At 67.3% G+C, this 23,819-nt stretch carries 26 protein-coding genes and 1 tRNA gene; 19 read left to right on the top strand and 8 right to left on the bottom strand.

Features of this window, described 5'->3' with window-relative positions:
• Positions 1 to 64: 64 nt before the first annotated feature.
• Positions 65 to 138 (bottom strand) — tRNA-Met (locus tag C8K36_RS18760).
• A 154-nt stretch (positions 139 to 292) separates the two neighbouring features.
• Between C8K36_RS18760 and C8K36_RS18755 the strand changes: the two genes are divergently transcribed.
• Positions 293 to 1,105, top strand: coding sequence for a mycofactocin-coupled SDR family oxidoreductase (locus tag C8K36_RS18755; protein WP_107986020.1), 813 nt, complete (start codon positions 293 to 295; stop codon positions 1,103 to 1,105).
• Between the two features lie 21 nt (positions 1,106 to 1,126).
• On the opposite strand, the gene hppD is transcribed toward C8K36_RS18755, so the two are convergent.
• Positions 1,127 to 2,302, bottom strand: a complete 1,176-nt coding sequence (gene hppD, locus C8K36_RS18750; RefSeq protein ID WP_107986019.1) for a 4-hydroxyphenylpyruvate dioxygenase — start codon at positions 2,300 to 2,302, stop codon at positions 1,127 to 1,129.
• Positions 2,303 to 2,618: 316 nt separating this feature from the next.
• Between hppD and C8K36_RS18745 the strand changes: the two genes are divergently transcribed.
• The 4 genes from C8K36_RS18745 (at position 2,619) to C8K36_RS18730 (ending at position 6,400) form a co-directional block, all read left to right on the top strand.
• Entirely contained in the window at positions 2,619 to 4,079 is a 1,461-nt protein-coding gene (locus tag C8K36_RS18745; protein ID WP_107986018.1) for a wax ester/triacylglycerol synthase domain-containing protein, read from the top strand.
• A gap of 100 nt (positions 4,080 to 4,179) precedes the next feature.
• Positions 4,180 to 5,031: a universal stress protein gene (locus C8K36_RS18740; protein WP_107986017.1), complete on the top strand. Its 852-nt coding sequence runs from the start codon at positions 4,180 to 4,182 to the stop codon at positions 5,029 to 5,031.
• A gap of 7 nt (positions 5,032 to 5,038) precedes the next feature.
• Positions 5,039 to 5,554, top strand: a complete 516-nt coding sequence (locus tag C8K36_RS18735) for an Lrp/AsnC family transcriptional regulator (RefSeq protein WP_107986016.1) — start codon at positions 5,039 to 5,041, stop codon at positions 5,552 to 5,554.
• 36 nt (positions 5,555 to 5,590) lie between these two features.
• Positions 5,591 to 6,400, top strand: a complete 810-nt coding sequence (locus C8K36_RS18730; protein WP_258195487.1) for a polysaccharide deacetylase family protein — start codon at positions 5,591 to 5,593, stop codon at positions 6,398 to 6,400.
• On the opposite strand, the gene C8K36_RS18725 is transcribed toward C8K36_RS18730, so the two are convergent.
• Together C8K36_RS18725 and C8K36_RS18720 are read right to left on the bottom strand one after the other, a co-directional pair.
• A complete protein-coding gene (locus C8K36_RS18725) occupies positions 6,397 to 6,900 on the bottom strand; it encodes an SRPBCC family protein (RefSeq protein WP_107986015.1) in 504 nt (167 codons plus the stop codon). The genes C8K36_RS18730 and C8K36_RS18725 overlap by 4 nt on opposite strands.
• Positions 6,901 to 6,990: 90 nt before the next feature.
• Entirely contained in the window at positions 6,991 to 7,596 is a 606-nt protein-coding gene (locus C8K36_RS18720; protein ID WP_107986014.1) for a ribulose 1,5-bisphosphate carboxylase large subunit, read from the bottom strand.
• A 48-nt stretch (positions 7,597 to 7,644) separates the two neighbouring features.
• Between C8K36_RS18720 and C8K36_RS18715 the strand changes: the two genes are divergently transcribed.
• The 7 genes from C8K36_RS18715 to C8K36_RS18685 are packed head-to-tail and all read left to right on the top strand — an operon-like array spanning position 7,645 to position 11,798.
• Positions 7,645 to 8,157: a methylated-DNA--[protein]-cysteine S-methyltransferase gene (locus C8K36_RS18715; RefSeq protein WP_219910026.1), complete on the top strand. Its 513-nt coding sequence runs from the start codon at positions 7,645 to 7,647 to the stop codon at positions 8,155 to 8,157.
• Positions 8,144 to 8,710, top strand: a complete 567-nt coding sequence (locus C8K36_RS18710; RefSeq protein ID WP_420910906.1) for an RNA polymerase sigma factor — start codon at positions 8,144 to 8,146, stop codon at positions 8,708 to 8,710. The genes C8K36_RS18715 and C8K36_RS18710 overlap by 14 nt, the downstream gene beginning before the upstream one ends.
• Positions 8,707 to 9,294 carry a methylated-DNA--[protein]-cysteine S-methyltransferase gene (locus C8K36_RS18705; protein ID WP_107986011.1) on the top strand — a complete coding sequence of 196 codons (588 nt, stop codon included), beginning with the start codon at positions 8,707 to 8,709 and terminating at the stop codon, positions 9,292 to 9,294. Before C8K36_RS18710 ends, C8K36_RS18705 begins: the two co-directional genes overlap by 4 nt.
• A complete protein-coding gene (locus tag C8K36_RS18700) occupies positions 9,291 to 10,004 on the top strand; it encodes a 2OG-Fe(II) oxygenase (RefSeq protein WP_107986010.1) in 714 nt (237 codons plus the stop codon). Before C8K36_RS18705 ends, C8K36_RS18700 begins: the two co-directional genes overlap by 4 nt.
• A gap of 7 nt (positions 10,005 to 10,011) precedes the next feature.
• On the top strand, positions 10,012 to 10,275 hold the full coding sequence (locus C8K36_RS18695) for an Ada metal-binding domain-containing protein (RefSeq protein WP_107986009.1): 264 nt from the start codon (positions 10,012 to 10,014) through the stop codon (positions 10,273 to 10,275).
• Positions 10,276 to 10,938 (top strand): alpha-ketoglutarate-dependent dioxygenase AlkB family protein, encoded by a 663-nt coding sequence (locus tag C8K36_RS18690; protein ID WP_107986008.1) that lies wholly within the window; start codon positions 10,276 to 10,278, stop codon positions 10,936 to 10,938.
• Positions 10,935 to 11,798 carry a DNA-3-methyladenine glycosylase family protein gene (locus C8K36_RS18685; protein WP_107986007.1) on the top strand — a complete coding sequence of 288 codons (864 nt, stop codon included), beginning with the start codon at positions 10,935 to 10,937 and terminating at the stop codon, positions 11,796 to 11,798. Before C8K36_RS18690 ends, C8K36_RS18685 begins: the two co-directional genes overlap by 4 nt.
• Positions 11,799 to 11,802: 4 nt before the next feature.
• Here the strand turns inward: C8K36_RS18685 and C8K36_RS18680 are convergent, their stop codons facing one another.
• From C8K36_RS18680 to C8K36_RS18670, 3 genes are all read right to left on the bottom strand, one after another.
• A complete protein-coding gene (locus C8K36_RS18680; protein ID WP_107986006.1) occupies positions 11,803 to 13,323 on the bottom strand; it encodes a catalase in 1,521 nt (506 codons plus the stop codon).
• A 286-nt stretch (positions 13,324 to 13,609) separates the two neighbouring features.
• Positions 13,610 to 14,824: a serine hydrolase domain-containing protein gene (locus tag C8K36_RS18675; protein ID WP_107986005.1), complete on the bottom strand. Its 1,215-nt coding sequence runs from the start codon at positions 14,822 to 14,824 to the stop codon at positions 13,610 to 13,612.
• Between the two features lie 160 nt (positions 14,825 to 14,984).
• Positions 14,985 to 17,213, bottom strand: coding sequence for an MMPL family transporter (locus C8K36_RS18670; RefSeq protein WP_107986004.1), 2,229 nt, complete (start codon positions 17,211 to 17,213; stop codon positions 14,985 to 14,987).
• Positions 17,214 to 17,477: 264 nt separating this feature from the next.
• On the opposite strand from C8K36_RS18670, the gene C8K36_RS18665 reads away from it, so the two are divergent.
• On the top strand, positions 17,478 to 17,687 hold the full coding sequence (locus C8K36_RS18665) for a hypothetical protein (protein ID WP_107986003.1): 210 nt from the start codon (positions 17,478 to 17,480) through the stop codon (positions 17,685 to 17,687).
• On the opposite strand, the gene C8K36_RS18660 is transcribed toward C8K36_RS18665, so the two are convergent.
• Entirely contained in the window at positions 17,674 to 18,417 is a 744-nt protein-coding gene (locus C8K36_RS18660) for an SDR family NAD(P)-dependent oxidoreductase (RefSeq protein WP_107986067.1), read from the bottom strand. The genes C8K36_RS18665 and C8K36_RS18660 overlap by 14 nt on opposite strands.
• A gap of 125 nt (positions 18,418 to 18,542) precedes the next feature.
• On the opposite strand from C8K36_RS18660, the gene C8K36_RS18655 reads away from it, so the two are divergent.
• The 6 genes from C8K36_RS18655 (at position 18,543) to C8K36_RS18630 (ending at position 23,810) form a co-directional block, all read left to right on the top strand.
• The gene (locus tag C8K36_RS18655; protein ID WP_107986002.1) at positions 18,543 to 19,835 is read left to right on the top strand and encodes a hemolysin family protein; all 1,293 of its coding nucleotides are present in this window, start codon (positions 18,543 to 18,545) and stop codon (positions 19,833 to 19,835) included.
• A gap of 69 nt (positions 19,836 to 19,904) precedes the next feature.
• The gene (locus C8K36_RS18650; RefSeq protein WP_107986001.1) at positions 19,905 to 20,207 is read left to right on the top strand and encodes an urease subunit gamma; all 303 of its coding nucleotides are present in this window, start codon (positions 19,905 to 19,907) and stop codon (positions 20,205 to 20,207) included.
• A gap of 22 nt (positions 20,208 to 20,229) precedes the next feature.
• Positions 20,230 to 20,721, top strand: coding sequence for an urease subunit beta (locus tag C8K36_RS18645; protein WP_107986000.1), 492 nt, complete (start codon positions 20,230 to 20,232; stop codon positions 20,719 to 20,721).
• Between the two features lie 50 nt (positions 20,722 to 20,771).
• Positions 20,772 to 22,490 (top strand): urease subunit alpha, encoded by a 1,719-nt coding sequence (locus C8K36_RS18640; RefSeq protein ID WP_107985999.1) that lies wholly within the window; start codon positions 20,772 to 20,774, stop codon positions 22,488 to 22,490.
• Positions 22,491 to 22,501: 11 nt separating this feature from the next.
• A complete protein-coding gene (gene ureE / locus C8K36_RS18635) occupies positions 22,502 to 23,095 on the top strand; it encodes an urease accessory protein UreE (protein WP_219910022.1) in 594 nt (197 codons plus the stop codon).
• Positions 23,079 to 23,810: an urease accessory protein UreF gene (locus C8K36_RS18630; RefSeq protein ID WP_219910021.1), complete on the top strand. Its 732-nt coding sequence runs from the start codon at positions 23,079 to 23,081 to the stop codon at positions 23,808 to 23,810. Before ureE ends, C8K36_RS18630 begins: the two co-directional genes overlap by 17 nt.
• Positions 23,811 to 23,819 lie beyond the last annotated feature (9 nt).

Here is a 23,819-nt window from a genome sequence, read left to right as displayed (position 1 = left end):
GTGTCGACATCGGGGCAAAAGAAAAGACCCGGTATCGCTGGTGCGATACCGGGTCTCTCATTTGTAGCGGGGACAGGATTTGAACCTGCGACCTCTGGGTTATGAGCCCAGCGAGCTACCGAGCTGCTCCACCCCGCGTCGGTAATTACAGACTACACGAGGTTTCGGGTCCGATTTACCATCGAGGCGATCCGCGGCTGTGTTCCCGGTCACCGGTACGACGCCCCGCGGGGTTGAGCCACCGCCTTAATCTGCGGAGAGACTGCACGACGAGGGATCCGGAGGGATTCGCATGGCACTGCTCGAGAACAAGGTCGCCTTCATCACCGGCGCGGCACGCGGACAGGGGCGCAACCACGCGGTGCGCTTCGCGCAGGAGGGCGCCGACATCATCGCGCTCGACATCTGCGCGTCCGTGTCCGACGACGTCGGTTACCCGGCGGCCACGCCCGAGGATCTCGAGGAGACCGCCCGCCTGGTGCGCGCCGAGGGGCGCGAGATCGTCACCGCGATCGGCGACGTCCGCGACCAGGCCGACCTGCAGGCGGCCGTCGACGCCGGTGTGGAGCGCTTCGGTCGCCTCGACATCGTGGTCGCCAACGCCGGCATCTCGACGTGGAACCGCTTCTGGGAGATGCCCGAGGAGCAGTGGACCACGATGATCGACATCAACCTCAACGGCGTGTGGCGCACGCTCAAGGCGGCGGTGCCCGCGATGATCGACGGTGGCCGCGGCGGCTCGATCATCGTCGTCAGCTCCGCGGCCGGCATCAAGGCCAGCCCGGGCACGTCGAACTACACCTCCGCCAAGCACGGCTTGGTGGGTCTGACGAAGACCGCAGCGATCGAGTTGGGGGAGTTCGGCATTCGCGTCAATTCCATTCATCCGGGCGCGGTGGACACCCCGATGGGTCAGGACGCCAACGTCGGCAAGATCCTCTCCCAGTTCCCGCGCTACCTGGACAACTACAAGTGGCCGCTCGCCGGGCTCAGCAAGTGCAGCGTCGACGACGTCTCCGAGGTGGTGCTGTACCTGGCCAGCGATCGATCGCGCACCGTCACCGGTTCGCAGATGTCGTTGGATCTGGGCCTCACGTCCATCTGACGCATCCGGGGAGCGGCGCGGTCACAGGTTGCCGCGCCGCTCCTGCTCGCGTTCGATCGCGAGGAACAGGGCCTGGAAGTTGCCCTTGCCGAACCCGAGCGAGCCGTGGCGCTCGATCAGTTCGAAGAACACCGTCGGCCGATCGCCGATGGGTTTGGTGAAGATCTGCAGCAGGTAGCCGTCCTCGTCGCGGTCGACGAGGATGCCGCGGCGCTCGAGCTCCTCGATGGGGACGCGCACCTCGCCGATCCGGGCCCGCAGCGCCGGATCCTCGTAGTACGACGCCGGTGTCGGCAGGAACTCGACGCCCGCCGCCGACAGCCGGTCCACCGCCTCGAGGATGTCCGACGTCGCCAGCGCCAGGTGCTGCGATCCGGGGCCGCGGTAGAACTCGAGGAACTCGTCGATCTGGGACCGCTTGCGGCCCACGGCCGGCTCGTTGAGGGGAATCTTGATGCGGTGGTTGCCGTTCGCGACCACCTTGCTCATCAGCGCGGAGTACTCGGTGGCGATGTCGTCGCCGACGAACTCGGCGAGATCGGTGAACCCCATGACGTGGTGGTAGAAGTCCACCCACTCGTTCATCTTGCCCAGTTCGACGTTGCCGACCACGTGGTCGAGCGCCTGGATCACCTGCGGCACGGCGCTCCGGGTGCCGGTGCGCTCGACATAGCCGGGCAGGTACGGGCCCGTGTAGCGGGACCGATCGACGAGCGTGTGCCGGGTCTCGCCGTATGCGGCGATGCTCGCGGTGCGGACGGTGCCGTGCTCGTCGGTGACGTCGTGAGGTTCGACGAGGGTGCGCGCCCCCTGGCCGCGGGCGTGCGCGATGCAGCGGTCGACGTCGGTGACCTCGAGGGCGACGTCGTAGACGCCGTCGCCGTGTCGGCGGTGATGGTCGTGGAGGGGGCTGGACGGATCGACGCCGCCGGTGAGCACGAATCTGACGGCGCCGCTGCGCAATACGAAGGCGCGGTGATCGCGATTGCCGGTCTCGGGGCCCGAGTACGCCTCGAGTTCCATCCCGAAGACGGCTCGGTAGTAGGCGGCGGACTGCGTCGCGTTGCCCACCACCCACACGATCGCGTCCCACCCGACCACCGGGAACGGATCGGCGGACGGATCGTGCTCGACGAGTCCGAGCAACTGGCGCAGCGTGGCGTCGTCGAGCCGGGTGAGTGACTGGTCGACGGTCATGATCGGACCTCCCGTGACGGGTACGGGTCGATCACAGCGCGCTGTGTGCGCGTTGGCAACATCGGTCGGTACGGCTGGCCAGGCTGGGCAATTCGCGTGAGGGGAGGCGATGTCGACTGTGCAGTTTGTACAGCCGCCGAAGTATCCCGGTTCGGGGCAGGAGCAGGACACGGGCGGCTCGTGAGGTGCGTCGCCCAGGATCGAGGATTGCACTCGTGTGGACTACTCCGCGGCCTCTGTGGATATTTGCGAAAAGCCTCCCAAAGGGGATGTGTACGAGTTAGTTTCCTTTGATCACGGCCGCGAAGGGGTGTTTATGGGGTTCGCCGACTGGCTCACGGCGGGAGCGCGACGGATTCCGAGCAAGGATGCCGAGTTCATCTACGGGGAGGCCGATGGCCACCTCGGGCACTTCGTCGTCGTGTACGTCTTCGACACCACACAGTTTCCGGATGCCGAATTCACCCAGGAACGCGCGGTCGAGTGGGTCCGGGCGCGACTCGGCCACCACCACATGTTCACGCACCACATCCGTCGGATACCGCTGGGTCTCGATCATCCGTATTGGATTCCGGACCCCGACATCGACCTGAGCGCTCACGTGCACGTCACCGCGATCGACGAACCCGGATGGGCGCCCCTCGAGGCGCCGTTCTCCGAATTGCTGTGCTCGCGTATGGATCTCACGCGACCGCCGTGGGAGCTGCACTTCTTCACCGGTGTCAGCGGAATCGTCGACCAGCCCGGCCGGCTCACCGCGGTGGCGCTCAAGGCGCACCACAGCGTCGGCGACGGTTTGGGGGTGTTGCAGACCGTGGAGAAGGTCTTTTCGGACCGAACGGCCGCGCCGATCGCTGTTCGGCCGGCGCGGCTCCTCCGGACCCGGGTGTTCGCCAGGTCCGTGGTGGGTTTTCCTCGTCAGCTGATCCGGTTCGCGAAGGATGTTCCCGGCAACCGTGCAGTCGATCGAGCACTGAAAGAGGCGAAGGCGTCCGGTGCCTGGTCGGCGAACACCGAACAGCCGGGCATTCGATTCAACGGGAAGGTGAGCGGATCGGGCGCCATGGTGCCGATCACTCTGCCCACGGAGTCGCTTCGCCGCATCAGGGAAGCCGTTCCCGGTGCAACCGTGAACGACGCCCTGCTCGCCGTCGTCGGCGGTGCGCTAGCGCGCTACCTCGCCGAGAAGGGGGAGCCGCAGCGGGGTTCGATCGTCGCGATGGTCCCGCGCTCCATGCGCAAGCTGGAGGAGTGGGAGTCGGGGAACCAGCTGGCAATCATGAATGTCGATACCCACACCGACACCGAAGATCTGCTCGAGCGGGTGGCGCGCGTCGCCGAATCTTCGAAGTCCGAGAAGACCCGCACCTCGCACATCGCCGTTCGCAGGGCTGCGGCGGTAGTGGACACCCTGCCCCCGCTGATGATGCGAATGTTCATGTACGCGGGCAGGAAAGCCACGAATTTCGACCCCCAGCGCCCCCGCCACAGGCACACCATGATCAGCAACGTGGCATTCGGCGTGGCGAGCCTCACGCTCGAGGGCGCGCCGTCGGTGGCGGTATTCGGCGGGCAGCCGCCGGTGGACGGAGACGGCCTCCGTCACTTCCTCGCGGCCGCTGCCGGTGGTGACCTGACGCTGACGGTGATGGCCGATCGCGCGATGATGCCCGACACCGACAGGTACATCGCCCTGATCCGCGCGAGTCTCACCGAGTTCGAGAACGCGGCTGCGGGTCGGACGAATCAGGATCCATCGGACGAAATCGCCTCCTGACCGTATCCACGATCACCGTTCCAAGCTCACGCCACCGACTGGGTTTCGCCGTTAGTCTGATACCGAACGTGCACACCACACGCGCCGATCGGAGTGGACGATGTCACCAGCGAACGAGACCAGGCCCGTGATCGTGGGCGTCGACGGATCCGATGCCGCGATCCATGCCGTCAAGTGGGCGGCCGTCGAGGCACACGCCCGCAAGGTTCCGCTCGAACTGGTGCATGTCATCGACACGGAAAACGACTTCCCGTTCGTCGCCGACGACCTCGAGGAAGAAGAGGCTGCCGGACGGAAGGCTCTCGAGGCTGCTCGGGAGGCAGCCACCATCGAGGACTACACCGTCGACGTCCAGGTGGAACTGCTTCGGGGGCGGGTGAATCGGACGTTCGTCGACCTTTCGGAGAAGGCGAGTCTGCTGGTGGTCGGCTCGGTGGGCGCAGGTTTCTTCGAGCGCATGGTGCTCGGTTCGACGGCTCTCTCGCTCGCGCACCACGCCAAGTGCACGGTCGCGGTGGTGCGCGGCGCCGACGGCAGTCCCGTCCCGCCCATGTCCGGTCCCGTCGTCGCCGGCGTCGACCACTCGGACAGCGCCGACATCGTCGTCGGCACGGCGATGCAGGAGGCGTCTATCCGGCATGCCGAGATGACGGCCGTGCACGCGCGCCGCCGCCGCGGCACCAAAGAGGCCGACGAGGAGGCTCGCGGCCGGATCGAACGGTTGATCGCGACCCTGGGCGCCAAGTTCCCCTCGGTCCGGGTCGAGACTGTGATCGCGGAGGCCGGCCCCACCAAGCACCTCGTCGCGCTCAGCGCCACCGCCCGCTCGATGGTTATCGGCAGCCGCGGTCGCGGCGGCTTCGAGAGCGCACTGCTCGGGTCCACCAGTCAGTCGCTGCTGTACCACGCGCAGTGCCCGGTGATCGTCGCCCGCTCTCGCGTCACACCGTGACATCGCCATGGATCGGGGCGGGCACCGACTCGATGCGCTCGACGTCGACCTGATCACCCGCCTGCGGGACGAACCGCGGATCGGGATCCTGGAACTGTCCCGCCGTGCCGGGGTCGCCCGCGCGACCGTGCAGGCTCGGCTGCGTCGACTCGAGGAGGCCGACATCGTCGTCGGTTACGGGCCCGAGATCGATTTGCACACAGCGGGATACCCGGTACAGGCGTTCGTCACACTGGAGATCGCACAGGGCTCGCTCGGGCAGCTGACGGAGGAGCTCGAGGCGTTCCCCGAGGTGGTCCAGGCGTGGGCCACCACCGGCGTCGGCGACGTCTTGTGCCGGGTTGCCGCCGCGTCGCACGACGATCTCCAGTCGCTGCTGATCGAACTGCACCACTCGTCGACCGTCGCGCGGTCGATGTCGGTGGTGGTGCTGTCGGAGATCGTGCCGTTCCGAACGTTGCCGTTGCTCACGAAATCCGTTCGCGCGCAGGATCACGACAACGTCACCGGTCGGCGTGGCTGATCGGGTGCGCGGACGACGGTCCCTACGCTTCGCCGCGTGGACAGACGACGATTTCTCACCGTGTTGGCGGCCGGTGCCGCATCGCTGACGACCGGGTGCACCATCGCGCACGGCGAGGAGATCGCGGTGCCGTCGTCGGCCGTACCCGCGCCGCCTCCGCCTCCTCCGGCGCCGTTCCTGCTGTCGGGACCGCCGCCGTCGACCGCGCGGGTCGCACTGCCGCCCGGCGCCGTGAGCGCGATCCCCGGTCCAGGTAGCAACGTCGCCCTGACCGTGGACGACGGCACCAGCGCGGACGTGGTGGGCGCCTACATCCAGTTCGCGAAGGACACCGGTGCCCGGTTCACGTTCTTCGTCACCGCCGTCTACGACTCGTGGACCGTCCACAAGGATGCCCTGCGGCCGCTGGTGGAGAGCGGTCAGATCCAACTCGGCAGCCACACGTGGGATCACCCGGACTTGACCAAACTGTCGACTACCGCAGCCGCGTCACAGTTTCAGCGCACCAAGACGTTCCTGCACAACACCTTCGGCGTCGACGGCACTCCGTACTACCGTCCGCCGTTCGGGTACCGCAACCCCGCCGTCGACAGGATCGCCGCCGACCACGGCTACACCGTGCCGACGCTGTGGCACGGTTCGCTGTCGGATTCGGGCCTGATCACCGAGCAGTATCTGCTCGAGTGCGCGCGTAAGTACTTCGTTGCGCAGTCGATCGTGATCGGGCACGCCAACCACCTGCCGGTCACCCGCGTCTACGGCCAACTGGTCGACATCATCCGGGAACGGAACCTGTCGATGGTCACCCTCGACGACGTGTTCCTCCGGCGGGGGGCGACCGCCTAGCCGAGACCCGCGGCCAGGTCTCGGTAATACCCGGCCTGGGACGGGAAGTAGTCCGCGAACTCCGGCAGCGGCCGGGCGTCCCGCGCAGCGACCAGCATGTCGAGGTAGTACTCCCAGCCGGGGCCGACCTCGCTGACGGCGCTCCGCGCGATGTCGTGATGAGTGAGGATGACTTCGGTGGTGCCGCCTTTCTCGTGCAGGTCGGCGGACAGTCGCCAGGCGCCGGCGTCGTCGCTGGTGGACAGTGCCAGGTGCCGCGGTGGCTCGCACGCGTCGATGCGCATCTCGCTCCACGGAGCTTCGTCCTCGAACGACATCTGCACGCGGATCGTGTTGCCGGCACCCGGTTCTCCCTCCCACGGACCGAACCACGCTGCAGTGCGGTCGGATTCGGTGATGCTGGCCCAGATGTCGTCGATGGGTGCATCGAACGCGCGGGTGATGCGCAGGTCGACGCCGTCGGACGTGCGGACGAGCGTGCCGTGCGGTTGCGGATCCATCGGCTCTGCCTTTCCTGACGTGGAACTGCTGAACGGGAACCTACGGCACGCAATCGCGTTGCGGGCGTGCTCCGGGCTCCCGTTCGCGGCCTAGTCGCCCTCGCCCAGCTTGTCTTCGCCCCGACGACGGAAGAACCCGAACCCGGGAACCCCGATGATCGCCTGCCGCACGTCCTTGACGACGTCGAGGAGTTCGTGGATCTCCGGGGACACCGTGTCGAGCGTCGCGAGGATCGGCATCAGCGCCGCCATCCGGTCGGTCAGCTCGGGCAACTGGTCGAGCAACTTGACCGCGGCGTGCACCTCGTCCTCGCTGATCTCGTCGACGAACCGCGTCGCCAGCGGTGCTGCCGTCAGCGCCAGCGGCCGGTAGATCGCGAGTAGTTCGTCGGCGACGGCGGCCGAGCGCGCCGCGGATCCGACGACCACCTCGGTCTCGTTCGCCACCACCGCGGTGCGGTCGACCAGCGCGGCGCACGCGGCGATCACCGCGTCGGCCGCTGCCACGGCGCGGGCCGCGCCGTCGACCACGCCGGACACCTGCCGCACCAGGCCCTCCGCCTCGTCGAGCAGCGCGGACACGCGCGTGGGGAGGCCGACGATGAATGTGGTGGTGTCCAGGGACCACTGCAGGGACGACTGCGCCGCCTTCTGGACCGTCGAGACGAGCTGGAGCGGGCTGGGGAGAAGCGGCATCCTGCAATCCTGCCCGAACTTCGCGGACTGTCGGTGGTTGCTGGAAGGATCGGAGCCGTGGATGCCGAACACACCGTCGTCGATTCGCCTGTCGGGCCGCTGACGCTGGTCCGTAACCCGGAGGGCCTGTGCGGGCTGTACATGCACCTGCAGCGGCACCTGCCCGCCAGCGAGCGGTTCGGCCCGCGCGTCGATTCCGGCTTCGACGATGTCACCGCGCAGCTCGCCGGGTACTTCGCGGGCGAGCGCACCGAGTTCACGGTGCCCCTCGCGCCGCGGGGAACCGAGTTCCAGCAGCGGGTGTGGACCGCGCTGCGGACCATTCCGTACGGCCAGGCCTGGACGTACCTGCAGCTCGCGGAGCATCTCGGCAATGTCGCCGCGATCCGGGCCGTCGCCGCGGCCAACGGTCGGAACCCGATCGGCATCATCGTTCCGTGCCACCGCGTCGTCGGCAGCGACGGCTCGCTCACCGGCTACGCCGGCGGTCTCGAGCGCAAGCAATTCCTGCTGGATTTGGAGAGCCCGGCGTCCGTGGGAATTCAGGATGGACTCTTCTGACGCGGATCGAACCTCACGTTCCGGCAGCCCGGAGCGTCTACCCGGTGTGGGACTGAAACCGTTCGAGAACATCGTCACCGAGCACGGGCCGGTGGTGCTGCGAGTATGCCGGGCACTGCTCGGTCCCGTCGACGCCGACGACGCGTGGTCCGAGACGTTCCTGGCGGCGCTGCGGGCGTACCCCGATCTGGCGCCCGCCGCGAACGTCGAGGCGTGGTTGGTGACCATCGCGCATCGCAAGGCCGTCGATGTATATCGCGTGCGGCAGCGCACGCCGGTCCCCACCGACGACCTGCCGGACCGCGCGTCGGCGCGCGATCTGCCCGGCGCGTGGAACCACGAACTGTGGGACGCGCTGGCCGATCTGCCGTTCACGCAGCGGGCCGCCGTCGTCTACCACCACCTGGCCGGACTGCCGTACGCGGAGGTCGCGGCGATCCTCGGCAACAGCACCGACGCGGCCCGTCGCGCCGGCGCCGACGGTATCGCCCGCCTCCGCCGTACCTACCCAGCCGACACCGCACCATTCGCACAGGAAGGAGCCGTCCGATGAGCGTCCTCCCCACCCCGAGCGTGGATCCCTCGGATCTGAGCCGCCTGCACGCCCGCCTCGCCGCGGCCGCCGAGCGCGACGGACTGCTCGACCTCGCCTACCGGTCCGTCGACACCCCCGTCGGACGGCTGCTGCTCGTCGCCACCGACGTCGGCCTGGTCCGCGTCGCCTACCCGCGTGAGGACCACGACGCCGTGCTGGCGATGCTGGCCCAGCAGGTGAGCCCGCGCATCCTCGAGGCCCCGGCCCGGCTCGATGCCGCGACCCGGCAACTCGACGAGTACTTCGCGCACCGGCGCACCCACTTCGACGTCGCGCTGGATCTGCGGCTGTCGAGCGGCTTCCGACGCACCGTCCTCACCCGGCTGCCCGACATCGCGTACGGCAGCACCGCCAGTTACGCGCAGGTGGCCGAGGCCGCCGGCAGTCCGCGCGCGGTCCGCGCGGTCGGCACGGCGTGCGCCACCAACCCGCTGCCGCTGTTCGTGCCGTGCCACCGGGTGGTGCGCAGCGACGGCAGCATGGGTCAGTACGCGGGCGGCGCCGACACCAAGCGCGCACTGCTCACGTTGGAGGCGGCGTGAGCGCGCTCGCGGATCGCGTCGATGCCCTCGACTGGACGTCGCTGCTCGACGAACTCGACCGGTTCGGTGGCGCCCAGAGCGCGCGGCCGCTCCTCGACGCCGACGAATGTCGGGATCTCGCCGAGCTTTTCGACGACGACGCGCTGTTTCGTTCGACGGTCGACATGGCGCGGCACCGCTACGGCGCCGGCCGGTACCGGTACTTCGACTACCCACTGCCGCCGTCGATCGCCGAGATGCGGGCCCGGTTCTACGTGAAACTTCTGCCGGTGGCGCGGGAGTGGGCGTGGCGGCTTGGCCGACCGGCGCCGTGGCCCGACAGCCTCGACGAGTGGCTCACGATGTGCCATGTCGCGGGGCAGGTGCGGCCCACCCCGCTGATCCTGCGTTACGGGCCGGATGACTGGAACGCACTGCACCGGGACCTGTACGGCGAGTTGGTGTTTCCGTTGCAGGTGGTGATCGGACTCGACGAGCCCGGCGTGGACCACCAAGGCGGGGAGTTCCTGCTGGTCGAGCAGCGGGCCCGCGCCCAGTCGCGTGGCACCGCCGCCGTGCTGCGACAGGGGCACCCGTACGTCTTCACCACCAACGACCGCCCGGTGCAGTCGGTCCGGGGATGGTCCGCGGCCCCGATGCGGCACGGCGTCAGCACCGTGCGCAGCGGCACCCGGCGCACCCTCGGTCTCGTCCTGCACGACGCGGAGTGAGGCAGGCATGTACACATTGATCGGCAGGAACGGGAAGCCGTACGCGAGTGCCGCCCCTGGCACGTTGGGCGGTCACCGCAAGGACCGCATCTACGGCACGCTCGACTGCCCCGGCGCCGCCCGCGCCATCGGCCGCGGCGGCTACGTGACGCAGCGCGTGTTCTTCGCCGACGAAGACACCGCGATCGCTGCCGGCTACCGGCCGTGCGCGGTGTGCCTGAGGGAGAAGTACGACGACTGGAAGATGTTGCACGGGAAAGGGAAGAGGTAGATGTCGGCACTCCTGCCCCGACCGCGACGGACCGTCGCCGACGGCGCCGTGCTGGTCCCGGACTGGCTCGACCTCGGCGAGCAACGCCGTTTGGTGGAGGCGTGCCGAGGCTGGGCGCGCGGACCGGTGCCGATGCGGGCCGCGCGCCTGCCCACCGGACACGCGATGTCGGTGCAGACCGTGTGCCTGGGCTGGCACTGGCAGCCGTACCGCTACAGCCGGACCGCCGACGATGCCGGTGGCGAGCGGGTGCTGCCGGTTCCGGAATGGTTGGCGCAGTTGGGTAAACGCGCCGTCGCGGACGCGTACGACGCTGCGTCGGGTGCCGCGTACGAGCCCGATGCCGCGCTGATCAACCTCTACGACGACGCCGCCCGCATGGGCATGCACCGCGACCAGGAGGAGCGGGCGGATGCCCCGGTGGTGTCGCTGAGCATCGGTGACACGTGCACGTTCCGATTCGGCAACCCCGACACTCGGAACAAACCGTACGCGGACGTGGAACTGCAGTCGGGAGATCTGTTCGTCTTCGGTGGCCCGTCACGGTTCGCGTACCACGGTGTGCCCAAGGTCTTTCCGGGCACCGCGGACCCGGACTGCGGGTTGACGAGTGGTCGGCTCAACATCACACTGAGGGTCACCGGGTTGGAGGGCGAGCGATGACCGGCGCGATCACCCTGCCGTTCCGCCCGCCCTTCACCACCGCGCCCATGCTCGGCGCCCTGGCCGCGCACGCGGTCGACGGCCTCGAGCGCCACGATGGCGACACTGGGACGCACACCCGCGTGGTCCCCGCGCCGCACGGGCCGTCGGTAGTGGGCGTCCGGTTCGACGGTTCCGGCCACGTCGCGGCGGAGATTCGAGCAGCGCACCCCGACGACGTCCCGCACGTCGAGCTATCGGTTCGGCGCTGGCTCGACCTCGACGCCGATCCGCACGTCGTCGACGCTGCCCTTTCCCGTCACGCACTGCTTGCGCCGCACGTCGCGGCCCGCCCCGGGTTGCGCGTGCTGGGTTCCGTCGACGGGTTCGAGACGGCGGTTTTGACAGTGCTGGGGCAGCAGGTGTCGCTCTCGGCGGCAAGAACATTCGGATCACGCTTCGTGGCCGCGTTCGGCACCCCGACCGAGTTCGACGGGTTCGTCGGCTTCCCCGAACCCGAGACACTGGCCGCTCTCGATCCGTCGATCATCCAGAAGGCAGTCGGTCTCACCGGCGCTCGGGCCCGGACCGTGCAGGCGCTGGCCGCCGCCGCGACCGACGGGTTGCACCTCGGCGCCGGCGCCGACCCGGTCGAGTTCCGGGCGCGGCTGCTGGCGCTGCCCGGCATCGGACCGTGGACCGTGGACTATCTTGCGGTACGGGTACTCGGCGACCGCGACGCCTATCCGTCCGGCGATCTGGTTCTGCGCCGCGCGCTGGGTGTGAAGACGCCGCGTGAGGCCGCCACGCTGTCGGAGCCGTGGCGGCCGTGGCGGGCGTACGCCCTGTTTCATCTGTGGACGAGTCAGGCGTTCCTGTGATCCGTCACGCCTTGGCCTGCGCCGAGGATCGCGCCGGGTTCGCCTGCCCCGCAGCCTTGGGGTCCTTCTCGCCCTGCTTGGCGCGGACGCCGTCCTCGACGCGGTCGCCGAGGCTCTTGTCCACGTTGCGCCAGTAGTCGAACGCGCGCATCAGGACCGGTTCCGTCACCCCGTTGAGCAGGTGGCCCACGATGTTCGACACCAGCCGCTCGCGGGCCGCGTCGTCGAGGACGTCGCGCACCATCGTGCCGGCCTGGCCCCAGTCGTTGTCGTCCCTGCGGAGTGTGTACGCCTGGTGCACCATCTCGCCGTCCGTGTACCAGCCCGGGGATTCACCCGACACCGAGACGTCGGCGTGCGGGCCGCCCTTCGAGTTCGGCACGTACACCGGATCGCCTGGATTGTGGTGCCGCAACTGCCCGTCCTTGGTGTACGAGCCGCGCGGCGCCGCGTGCGGCGAATTGACCGGCAGCTCCTTGTAATTGGATCCGATTCGGTATCGGTGCGCGTCCGGGTACGAGAACCAGCGGCCCAGCAGCATCTTGTCCGGGCTGGGGCCGGTGCCGGGCACCGAACTGCTGGGCTCGAACGCGGCCTGCTCGATCTCACAGTGGTAGTCGGCCGGGTTGCGGTCGAGTTTCATGGTGCCGACGTCGATCAGCGGATAGTCGGCGTGCGGCCACACCTTCGTAAGATCGAACGGATTGAACCGGTAGGTCTTCGCGTCCTCGTACGGCATGATCTGCATCTTCAGCGTCCAGGTGGGGTAGTCGCCGCGGTCGATGTGCTCCCACAGATCACGCTGGTGGTAGTCGGTGTCGATCGCGGCCATCTGGTCGCCCTCGTCCTGCGTGAAGAATTCGATGCCCTGGTCGGTCTTGAAGTGGTACTTCACCCAGAACCGTTCGCCCTTCGCGTTGACCCACATGTACGTATGGCTCGAATACCCGTTCATGTGCCGCCACGAACGGGGAATGCCGCGGTCGCCCATCAGCCACGTCACCTGGTGCGCCGACTCGGGGGACAGCGTCCAGAAGTCCCACTGCATGTCGTGATCACGAAGGTTGTTGTCGGCGCGACGCTTCTGAGAGCGGATGAAGTCCTGGAACTTCATCGGATCCCGCACGAAGAACACCGGGGTGTTGTTGGCGACCATGTCGAAATTGCCCTGCTCGGTGTAGAACTTCAGGGCGAAGCCGCGCGGGTCCCGCCACGTGTCCGGGCTGCCGCGCTCGCCCGCGACAGTCGAGAAGCGAGCCAGCATCTCCGTTTTCTTGCCGGGCTGGAACATATCGGCCTTCGTGTAGGCGCTCACGTCGTTCGTGACCTCGAAGGTGCCGAAAGCGCCCGCGCCCTTGGCATGTGGCTGCCGTTCGGGCACCCGCTCGCGGTTGAACTGGGCCATCTTCTCGATCAGGTAATAATCTTGGAGCAGGATCGGCCCGTCGGGTCCGACGGTCAGCGAATGCTCGTCGCTGGGTACCGGGATTCCGGAGTCGTCGGTGGTGTAGTTCGGATCTGGCATCTCATTCCTTCCCTACGAGTCACGGTGACGTGCAGTAGAGACTGCAGTGCTGACGATGCCCTGAAATAACCTGGGCTGCAGGGCATCGCCGGTGGAGTGGCTGCCGGTAGGTGGAGCGCGCACGAGGACTGGCGCGGTGTCGAAATGCGTCCACCGCACTCCTGCGCGGCGCGTACCGAGCGCGCCTTCCATCAATTACCACCCGACCACTTCCGGGCCGATCCGTCAACCGTCGACCGGCTGCACCCGACAGGCAGACCTGCTACCGATCACCTGCGCGGGTCACCTAGCCCACCCAGGTGATCGCGTGAAACTCCTCGTCCCCGTAGAACGCCTTCAGGATGTCGTTCGCCGACTGTTGGCCGTTCGCGCTGTTCCAGGTCATGACGACACTCTCGTCGCGGTCGGGGAAAGTCATGAAGAACGCCTTGCGGGTTCCGTTGTCGCCCCAGTGCCAATATGCGGTCCCGAGGTCGTTGTCCTCGATTCCGATCCCCAGCCCCCAATTGATGTACGGATTGGCCGGATTGGCGGGGTCGCGGTCGGCATCGGAGGAAGCGGTGAGCCAGAGATCGTGGATCTCGGGGCTCAGTCCTTCGCCGCCGATGACGGCGCGCTGGAGAAACGTCGTGTAGTCCAGGGCCGTCGTCTGCAGCGTGTACGCGGTGTTGCCGCGGGGGTAGAGGCTCATCGGCTGGGCGACGCCGCCGGCGTTGTGACCGACAACCGTGCGGGCGGCGTCCTCGGCGCGGGACTGAAGCGTCGAGTTCGTCATCCCGAACGGACCGAAGACCTCGTCGTCCAGGATCTCGGTGAACGTCTTCCCTTCCAGATGCTCGATCGTCGTCTGCAGCAGGAAGAAGCCGTCACCGGAGTACCCGAACGCCGTGCCCGGGGCCGCGACAGTCGGGGCGAGCTCGGTGGTCTCGGAGCCGGACGCGCCCGCCCAGTTCGGGAATCCTGTCGTGTGGTTGAGCACCATCCGAGCGGTGACCGTCTTGGCAGCTTCGCTGTTCGCGATACGCGGCGATTGGTAGTAGTCCCACAGAGGTGTGTCGAGATCGATGACGCCCTCGTCCACGCGCTTCATGAACACGTACGAACCGACCACTTTGCTCAGCGACGCAACGTGGAAGAGGGTCTCGTCGTTCACCGGGACGCCGGTCGCGGCGCTCTGCACGCCGTACGTGTAGTTGAATGTGGAATCCCCCCTTCGGTGAACGACCTGGGCGCCGGGAATGTTGTGTGACGACAGTGCCTCGTCGAGCGTCGCGGCGATGTCGGCGGAGGGCGTGAACGACCCCGACGACAGCGATCCGGACGCCAGCGATCCGGACGCCAGCGATCCCGACGACAGCGATCCCGACGCCAGCGATCCGGACGCCAGTGCCGTGATGTCCGCGGCTGCGACCGAGCCCGAGGACAGGGTGACGCCGGCGCTCAGTGTGGCTGCGATACCTAGTGCGACCAGGCGCTTCCGCCGCGTCGATGGAATTCTCACGTTTTCTCCTAACAGAACCTCGGCTGAGGGTTCTGCCAGCTAAACGCCTGCATATTTCGCGTAAGTAACGTTCGCGTTAGTGCCTGTTTCCGTCCGCACAACGCCTCCGCGTGGTGTCGCCCGAGACTTCCGGGCCGGCGGGGTGAACGAGCAGGGCCGGTCAGTCCGCGGCCTGCGCCAGCGTCGACGGCCACCAGATCGGCTTACCGATGTCGTGCGAGAGCGCCGGCACGAGGACGCTGCGGACGATGATGGTGTCGAGTAGGACGCCGAACGCGACCGCGAAGCCCACCTCGGCGAGGAACACCAGCGGCAGCACGCCGAGGACCGCGAACGTGCCGGCGAGCACCACACCCGCAGACGTGATGACCCCGCCGGTCACCGCGAGTCCGCGCAGCACCCCCGAGCGGGTGCCGTGCTGGACGGTCTCCTCGCGTACCCGCGTCATCAGGAAGATGTTGTAGTCGATACCGAGCGCCACCAGGAACACGAACGCGAACAACGGGAACGACTGGTCGGCACCGGCGAAGTGGAAGACATGGGTGAAGAAGAATCCGCACACCCCCAGCGTCGCGGCGAAGCTCAGCACGACGGTCCCGATGAGGATCAGCGGCACCAGCAGCGCGCGCAGCAGCACTGCGAGCACGATGAAGATCACGACCAGCACGATCGGGATGATCAGGTTCCGGTCGTGCACCGACGCGGTCTGCACGTCGAGGGTCGCGGCGGAGCTGCCACCGACGAGCGCGTCGGCGCCCGGCACCGCGTGCAGCGTGTCGCGCAGGCGTTCCACCGTCTGCAGCGCTTCGGGGGAATCGTACGAATCGGCAAGGGCAACATTGATAATCGTGCGACCGTCGATCGGTGCGACGTTGAGCAGTGACGGTGGGCACCCAGGGGGCAGCTGCTGCGGCACGTTGCCGCCGGAGTTCTGCAGCAGCGCCGTCACCTTCTCGACGTCCACCTGCACGCACACCGATCCCGGGCCCTGACGCACACCCTCCACGCCGCTGGCGGCGGTGATGACCGCGTCGACGGCGGAGGCGTTGGTCGCGACGACGGCGGGCGCCCCGGCGCCCTGGTCGAAGTTGGCGTCGTACAACTCCTGCCCGACGACTGCGTCGGGCTTGTTGGTGAAGTTCTCCGATGCGGTGAGTCCGCTGGTTTGCAAGCTGCCGATGCCGACCGCGAACAGGATTGCCAGCAGCGCGGTCGCCCCGATCCACGCGGGCCGGTCGCGCCGTCCCACGACATCCGCGATCCGCCCCCACAAGCCATGTGTAGCAAGGTCTGTCGCACCGTCGACCCTCGGCTTGCGTGGCCAGAACACCCACCGGCCCACCGCGGACAGCGCGACGGGCAGGAACGTCATCATCACCAGGTACGTGCACGCAATGCCGATCGCGGCGACCGGGCCGAGGCTCTTGTTGGAATTCAACTGGGAGAAGCCAAGACACAGCAGACCGAGAATGACGGTGATCGCGGACGCAGTGATCGCGGGCGCGGATTCCCTCCAGGCCTTGATCATTGCGTCGAAACGGTTGTCGTGGAAGTGCAGTTCCTCCCGATATCGTGAGATCAGCAGCAGCGCATAGTCGGTGCCCGCGCCGATCACCAGAACGAACAGGATGCCCTGGCTCTGACCGGTGAGCGTGAGGATCTCGTGGTCCGCGAGCAGATAGATCACCATCGACGACAGACCGAGCGCGAGCAGCGCCGAGAACAGCGGGAAGAACCACAGGACCGGCGACCGGTACACCACCAGCAGAATCAGGATCACCACCAGCAGCGCGACGCCGAGCAGCGTGCTGTCGAGACCCTCGAACGCGTCGATGAACGCCACCAGCAGACCGCCCGGGCCGGCCGGTAGCACCTCGAGATCGGAGGGCACCGCGTTCTGCGCGGCATCGATGACGTCCTGCTCCGCGGCGGCCAGATCGTTGCCCTGGACGGTGATCCCGTCCTGTTTGGCGATGAGCGGCACGAACACTGACGCGGTGGTGCCGTCGGCGGAGATCTGGGTGGGTGTGACGCCGTCCGCGTCGACGCCCTCGACCGACGCCATCGACACCCGGGCCTGGTCGATCGCGGCCTTGTCGGCGTCCGTCAGACCGCCGTCGCGGTGGAACACCACCGCCCCCGGAATCGTCTCCACCTTCAGGAATTTCGCGCTTTCGTTCGCGACGATCGTCGACTCGGCCGACCCTGGAAGGTAGGACGCGTTGTCGTTCTTCTGGACCTCGGCGAGCTGGCCCTGGAACGAACCGCCCACACCGCCGAGGATGAAGGCGACGATCGCGATCGCGATGACGGTGAACACCGGCCAGCCGCGGCGGACACGGGACGCCGTGCCGGGTGGGGTGCCACCGGAGGACTCCACTCGTGTCATCGGTGCTCCTCGTGCGCTATCGCGGACGGACGACCAATGCAGACCAGTACAACACGCCACATCGTCGGCTGTGGGGGATCAGGCTGTCCGGCTGTGAGAATCGGACAATGACTCTCCAGGAGCGGCGCGAGGAGTGGACCGAGCCTTCTGACGGGTGGTCGGCGGCGTTCTGGGTCGCCGTGGCGTCAGGGGTGGCTTGTGCACTGCTGCCGACGGCCACTGTCGGCCGCCGGGCTGGCAGTGTTCGAAACCCGGACCGCGCGGGTGGACAGCGTCGACCAGCGCGAACTCGTCTGCGGATCCGTCGTGCATCCGACGTCCGAAGTTCGCTGGACGGTGCCCGACGAGTGGGTGTGTCAGGACCGATTGGGTCATGCGGCCAACGCTGCTACGGGGGCAACTCTTGTGGGCCTGCTGCTCGCGATTCGCGCGGTGGGCCATGTGATTCCGCGGCGCCCGTTCAGCGCAGTTTGATGCTGCCGCCGTCGACCATGAGCGTCTGCCCGGTCATGTACGACGCGTCGTCGCTCGCGAGGAACACCGCGACCCGTCCGACGTCCGACTCCGGATCGCCGAAGCGGTGCAGCGGGGTTCGCGAGAGCAGCGCCTCCTCGACGCCCGGATTGGCCGCGATGTACGCCTGGATGCCCTCCGTGAGGGCCAGCGGAGAGATGAGATTGACGTTGATGTTGTCGGCGGCCCATTCGTTGGCCGCGACGCGGGAGATGGCGCGGATTGCCTCCTTCGCCGCCGCGTAGGACGCCTGGTTTGCCTGGCCGTCGATCCCGGCTCCCGACGCGAAGTTGATCACCGAACCTTCGGTGGCCTTCAACTGCTCGTAGCACGCCTTCATGAGCCAGAAGGTGGGGTAGAAGCCCGTACCGAACGACAGGTCCATCATCTCCTGAGTGGTCTGCAGCAGGGGTGCCTGCCGGGAGGCGTGGGCGTTGTTGACGAGCACGCTCACCGAGCCGAACGCGTCGACGGCGGCCGCGCAGATCTCGGCGGCGCTGGCCTCCTTCGAGATGTCTGCATTGAGATAGCGGACCGAGTCGCCGAGTTCCGACGCGAGCGCGGTGCCCGACTCGTCGTTGATGTCGACGACCAGTACCTTGGCGCCCTCCTTCGTGAACGCGCGCGTAATCCCGCGCCCGATCCCACCGGCACCACCGGTGATGATCGCGACTTTTCCGTCAAGCCTCATGATTCTCTCCGATGTGTCTGTCGTCGTGAATGATTCGTCGAGCACGCCTCGCAGTCTCGACCCTACGGATCTGCGTCGAATCCAGGTAGGGGACGAGGGCGGCGCCGCGGCGCTAGTCTCGGGGAGTGAACGGCGGCACTCTCCTGAACTTTGTTCTGGTCGTTGTGTTCATCCTGATCGGCGGCCTGTTCGCGGCCACCGAGATCGCCCTCGTGTCGCTGCGGGAAGGTCAACTCCGCGCGCTGGAACAGCACGGCCGGCGTGGCGAGCGCGCGGTCGCTCTGGCCCGGAACCCGAACCGCTTCCTGTCGTCGGTACAAATCGGTGTGACGGTCGCCGGCTTCTTCTCGGCCGCCTACGGCGCCTCGACATTGGCGCCGAGTTTCTCTCCGACGCTGAGGGGCTGGGGCCTGTCGGTGGCGGCCGCCGACGTGGTGGCGCTCGTGGGCACCACGCTGGTGATCTCCTATCTGTCGCTGGTGCTGGGCGAGCTCGTCCCCAAACGCATTGCGCTGCAGAACGCCACCGGCGTGGCGTTGATGACCGCACCTCCACTCGACCGGTTCGCCCGGCTGGTCCGGCCCGTGATCTGGCTGCTCTCGCTGTCCACGAATGCGCTGGTGCGGATCCTCGGTGGTGACCCCGCGCGTAAGAGCGAGGAGATCACGCCTGCGGAACTCCGTGAACAGGTGTTGGGGCACAGCGGGATCGCCGACGATCAGCGGCGCGTGCTCGCCGAAGTGTTCGACGTCGGTCAGCGGAGCCTGACGGAGGTGATGCGTCCACGCACGGAGGTGGACTTCTTGGCTGCCGACACTCCGATCCGACGAGCACGCGGCGAAACGCTCGCGTTGGGACACTCGCGCTACCCCGTGGTGGGCTCCTCGCTCGACGACGTCGTCGGGTTCGTCCACGTTCGTGATCTCCAACTGGCCGATCCGGCCCGCACAGCCACGGTCGGGGATCTCTGCCGTCCGATCCTCGCCCTGCCGGGTTCCAAACCCGCGCTGGCTGCACTCGCGCTCATGCGCCGGGACAATGCGCAGATCCTGCTCGTTATCGACGAGTACGGCGGCACTGCCGGCATCGCGACGCTCGAGGACATCGTCGAGGAAGTCGTAGGCGAGATCGGCGACGAGTTCGATCCGCTGCCCCGGGCCCCCGCCCCGGGTGAGCGAGTGGACGAACAGGAGATAGAGGGCACACTGCTCGTCGAGGACTTCGAGAAGGAAACCGGCGCAACCATTCCCGACGGTCCGTACGAAACGGTCGCCGGCTACGTGTTGAATCGCCTGCAACGGATGCCGCGCGTCGGCGACCACGTCGATACCGACGGGTGGCGGCTCACGGTCGAGGCCCTGGACGGCCGCCGCATCGCGACACTGATTCTGGCGCCTACTGCCCCGTTACGCTCCTGAGCCCTGCAAAGCGAGCGGTCGCCCGAGGATCTGACGTAGCGTGGCTTCTGTCCCGCACAGGAGGCCGGCATGAATCTGACGCCGCGTGAACTCGACAAACTGACCATCCTGATGCTCGCCGAGGTGGCACTCAGGCGGAAGGCGAAGGGCCTCAAGCTCAATCACCCCGAATCTGTCGCGGTGATCTCGGCCGCCGCTCTCGAGGGGGCCCGGGAAGGGAAGACGCTCGAGGAAGTGATGGCCGACGCGTCCCACGTGCTCACTGCGAACGACGTCATGGAGGGCGTACCTGAACTGATTCCTCGGGTGCAGGTCGAGGCGGTGTTTCTCGACGGGAGTCGACTGGTCACGGTGCACTCGCCGATCCACTGAGGCAAACGAAGAGGCCGTTGCGATGAGCAAGTCGAGTAAAGCAGGCAAGGCGGAGAAGCCCAGCAAGCCGGCCAAAGCCGCCAAGCCGGCGAAAACCGTCAAGACCGGTAAGGATTCCCCGCCAACGCATTCGGTGCCGGTGGGCGGATATGTGTTGCGCGACGAACCGGTCGAGCTGAACGCGGGGCGTCCGCGACAGAAGGTGACGGTCCGCAACACCGGCGACCGCCCCATTCAGGTCGGCTCGCACTTTCATTTCATGGAGGTCAACCGCGCGCTGGCGTTCGACCGTGAGGCCACCTTCGGATGGCGACTCGACATCGCCGCGGGCACGGCCGTCCGGTTCGAACCCGGTGACGAGAAGGAAGTCACCCTGGTGCCGTTCGGCGGCAAGCAGCGCGTCCACGGGTTCAACGGATTCGTCGACGGCTGGGGTCCGACCCACGCGACGTACCGTCCGCGGCTCGCCAGGGCGGTGGCCCTCGCGAAGGAGTACGGCTTCGAAACCGACTGAGCAGCAAATATTTCGGTGTACCTCCGAGGTGAGGAAGAGGTTCAGGAACCATGACCAAGATCTCGCGGCTGGAGTACTCGGGTCTGTTCGGCCCCTCCGATGGCGACAAGATCCGCCTCGGCAACACCGATCTGTTCGTGGAGGTGGAGCAGGATCTACGGACCATCGGTGACGAGGCGCTGTACGGCGGGGGAAAGACACTGCGGGACGGGATGGGTCAGGACTCCACATCCTGCAGTGCGGACGGTGCTCTGGATCTGGTGATCACGAACGTGGTGGTGATCGACGCGTTGCTCGGGGTCGTCAAGGCTGACGTCGGGATCAAGGACGGGAGGATCGTCGGCATCGGCAAGGCCGGAAACTCGGGAACGATGGACGGTGTGACGCCGGGGCTGACGACGGGACCGGCCACCGACGCCATCTCGGGCGAGCAACTGATCCTCACGGCTGCGGGCATCGACCCGCACGTGCACCTGGTTGCACCCCAGCAGGCGTACGCGGCGTTGAGCAACGGTGTGACCACACTGTTCGGCGGTGGCTTCGGGCCGACCGACGGCACCAACGGCACCACCATCACCTCCGGCACCTGGAACATGGAGATGATGCTGCGGGCCAACGAGGGGCTTCCGATCAACATCGGGATGCTGGGCAAGGGCAATTCGTCCGGAGACCAGTCTTTGATCGAGCAGATCGAGGCCGGGGCGGCGGGTCTGAAGGTGCACGAGGACTGGGGGGCGACCCCGGCCGCCATCCGCGCCGCATTGCGGGTGGCCGACGACATGGACCTCCAGGTGGCCATCCACACCGACACTCTCAACGAGTCCGGCTACGTGGAGGACACCATCGCCGCCTTCGAAGGTCGCACGATCCACACGTATCACAGTGAGGGCGCCGGAGGAGGGCACGCGCCGGACATCCTGCGGGTCACCGGAGAGGACAACGTGTTGCCCGCGTCGACCAATCCGACACTGCCGTACGGCATCAACACTCAGGCCGAGTTGTTCGACATGATCATGGTGTGCCACAACCTCAATCCGAAGGTACCCTCGGACGTCTCGTTCGCGGAAAGCCGGGTCCGCGCCGAGACGATCGGAGGTGAGAACGTCCTCCAGGACATGGGCGTGATCTCGATGGTCTCGAGCGACTCGCAGGCAATGGGGCGTGTGGGCGAGAACTGGTTGCGGGCGATGCAACTCGCCGACTGCATGAAGCGAGCGCGCGGCAAACTGCCGGAGGACGCCGACGGCAACGACAACTATCGGGTGCTCCGGTACGTCGCGAAGGTGACGATCAATCCTGCACTGACATTCGGGATCTCGCACGTTCTCGGATCGGTCTCGCCGGGGAAGATGGCCGATCTGGTGCTGTGGGAGCCGGGCTTCTTCGGCGCCAAGCCCAAGATGGTGATCAAGGGCGGGATGATCAACTGGTACGCGATGGGAGATCCCAACGCCTCGCTGCCGACCCCGCAGCCGGTGATCTACCGGCCGATGTTCGGCGCGCACGGCAAGGCCCTCGCGGAGACTTCGGTGTCGTTCGTCTCGCGGGCCGCCCTCGACGGCGGGATCAAGGACCGACTGGGTCTCGAGCGTCAGGTGATGGCGGTGCAGGGAACCCGGACCGTCACCAAGCGAGACCTGATCCGCAACACCGCTACACCGAGAATCGAGGTGGACCCGGAAACGTTCGCGGTGAAGGCCGACGGTGTGCACGCCTATGTGGAGCCCGCGGAGTCCATTCGTTTGAACCAACTCTACTTCTTCAGTTAAGGGGTGTTCTCGTGGCGGGAAAGCAACTGCAGGAGTGCCCGATTCGGGTCGAGGCCGTGCTCGGAAATGCTGACGACCCGCGCTGGGAAAGCCTCCTGGAGAACGCGAAGATCGACCTATTGGTCCTCGACCAGTGGGAGGCGCAGAAGAGCCGGCTCCGGCGCGCCACACAGGGCGGTCTCGAGATAGCGCTCTCGCTCGACCGGGGTGTCCAGCTGCGCGACGGTGACGTCCTGGTCCGCGACGAGGCCGACGACACCTTGGTGGTGGCGCGGATCGAGCTCAAGGACGTCATGGCGATCGACCTCGGTGGCCTGCGTGATGCGGCGCCGGAAACGCTGATGGAGACGTGCCTGGAGTTGGGGCACGCGATCGGCAACCAGCATTGGCCGGCGGTGGTGAAGGGAACCATCGTGTACGTCCCACTGACCGTCGACAAGGCGGTGATGGGGTCGGTGATGCGCACGCACGCATTCGAGGGAATCGAGTACGAGTTCCGACCCGGCGCCGAGGTGATCCCGTATCTTGCCCCGCACGAGGCGCGCCGACTGTTCGGCGCGGCAGCGCGTGAGGGCGAAGGGCACACCCATGCCCCGCAGGTTTGAGACACGCGACACCGGCGCGGTAGCGGCCGCCGACATCACGCGGACGATGCGGCTGATCCAGTTCGCGGACTCGATGTTTCCGGTCGGAGCGTTCTCCTTCTCCAACGGCCTCGAAACGGCGGTATCCGAGTCGGTGGTGACCGACGCCGCGACACTGCGCGAGTACGTGCTGACCGTCGTCAGCCAAGCGGCCGCCTGTGACGGCATCGCCGTGCTGGCCGCACATCGCGGGGTGGTGGGCGGCGACTTCGACCGGGTACTGGCTGCGGACCACGCAGTGCTCGCCCGCAAGCTGAGCGAGGAGGCCCGCACGATGTCGACGCGCATGGGTAAGAAACTCGCCGAGCTGGGCAGCGATCTCACCGGGGGTGTGACGTTCGGCAAGTGGCTCGCGGCGGTGAAGTCGGGTGAGGCGCCGGGGACCTACCCGGTGGGGGTGGGAATAGCGTTCGCCGAGATGAACTCTCCGGAGCAGGACGCCTTCGCCGCGCACCAGTACGGCGCCGCGACGACGGTGCTCGGTGCCGCCCTGCGTCTGCTTCGGGTGGACCACGTTGCGACGCAGCGCATCCTGTTCGAAGTCAACGCGCACACCGCGCGGGACTACGCGGACATCGCCGATCGCACGATCGACGACATGTCCACGTTCGCGCCGATGGCCGACATCCTCGCTGCCGTCCACGTGCGCGCTCACGTCCGAATGTTCATGACCTAGGAGGGTCGA

Origin of the sequence: Rhodococcus sp. OK519 (assembly GCF_003051005.1) — a bacterium.
Classification (GTDB): Bacteria; Actinomycetota; Actinomycetes; order Mycobacteriales; family Mycobacteriaceae; genus Prescottella.
The sequence above is the reverse complement of the archived record's forward strand: the minus strand, read 5'-3'. Positions and strand labels throughout refer to the sequence as shown.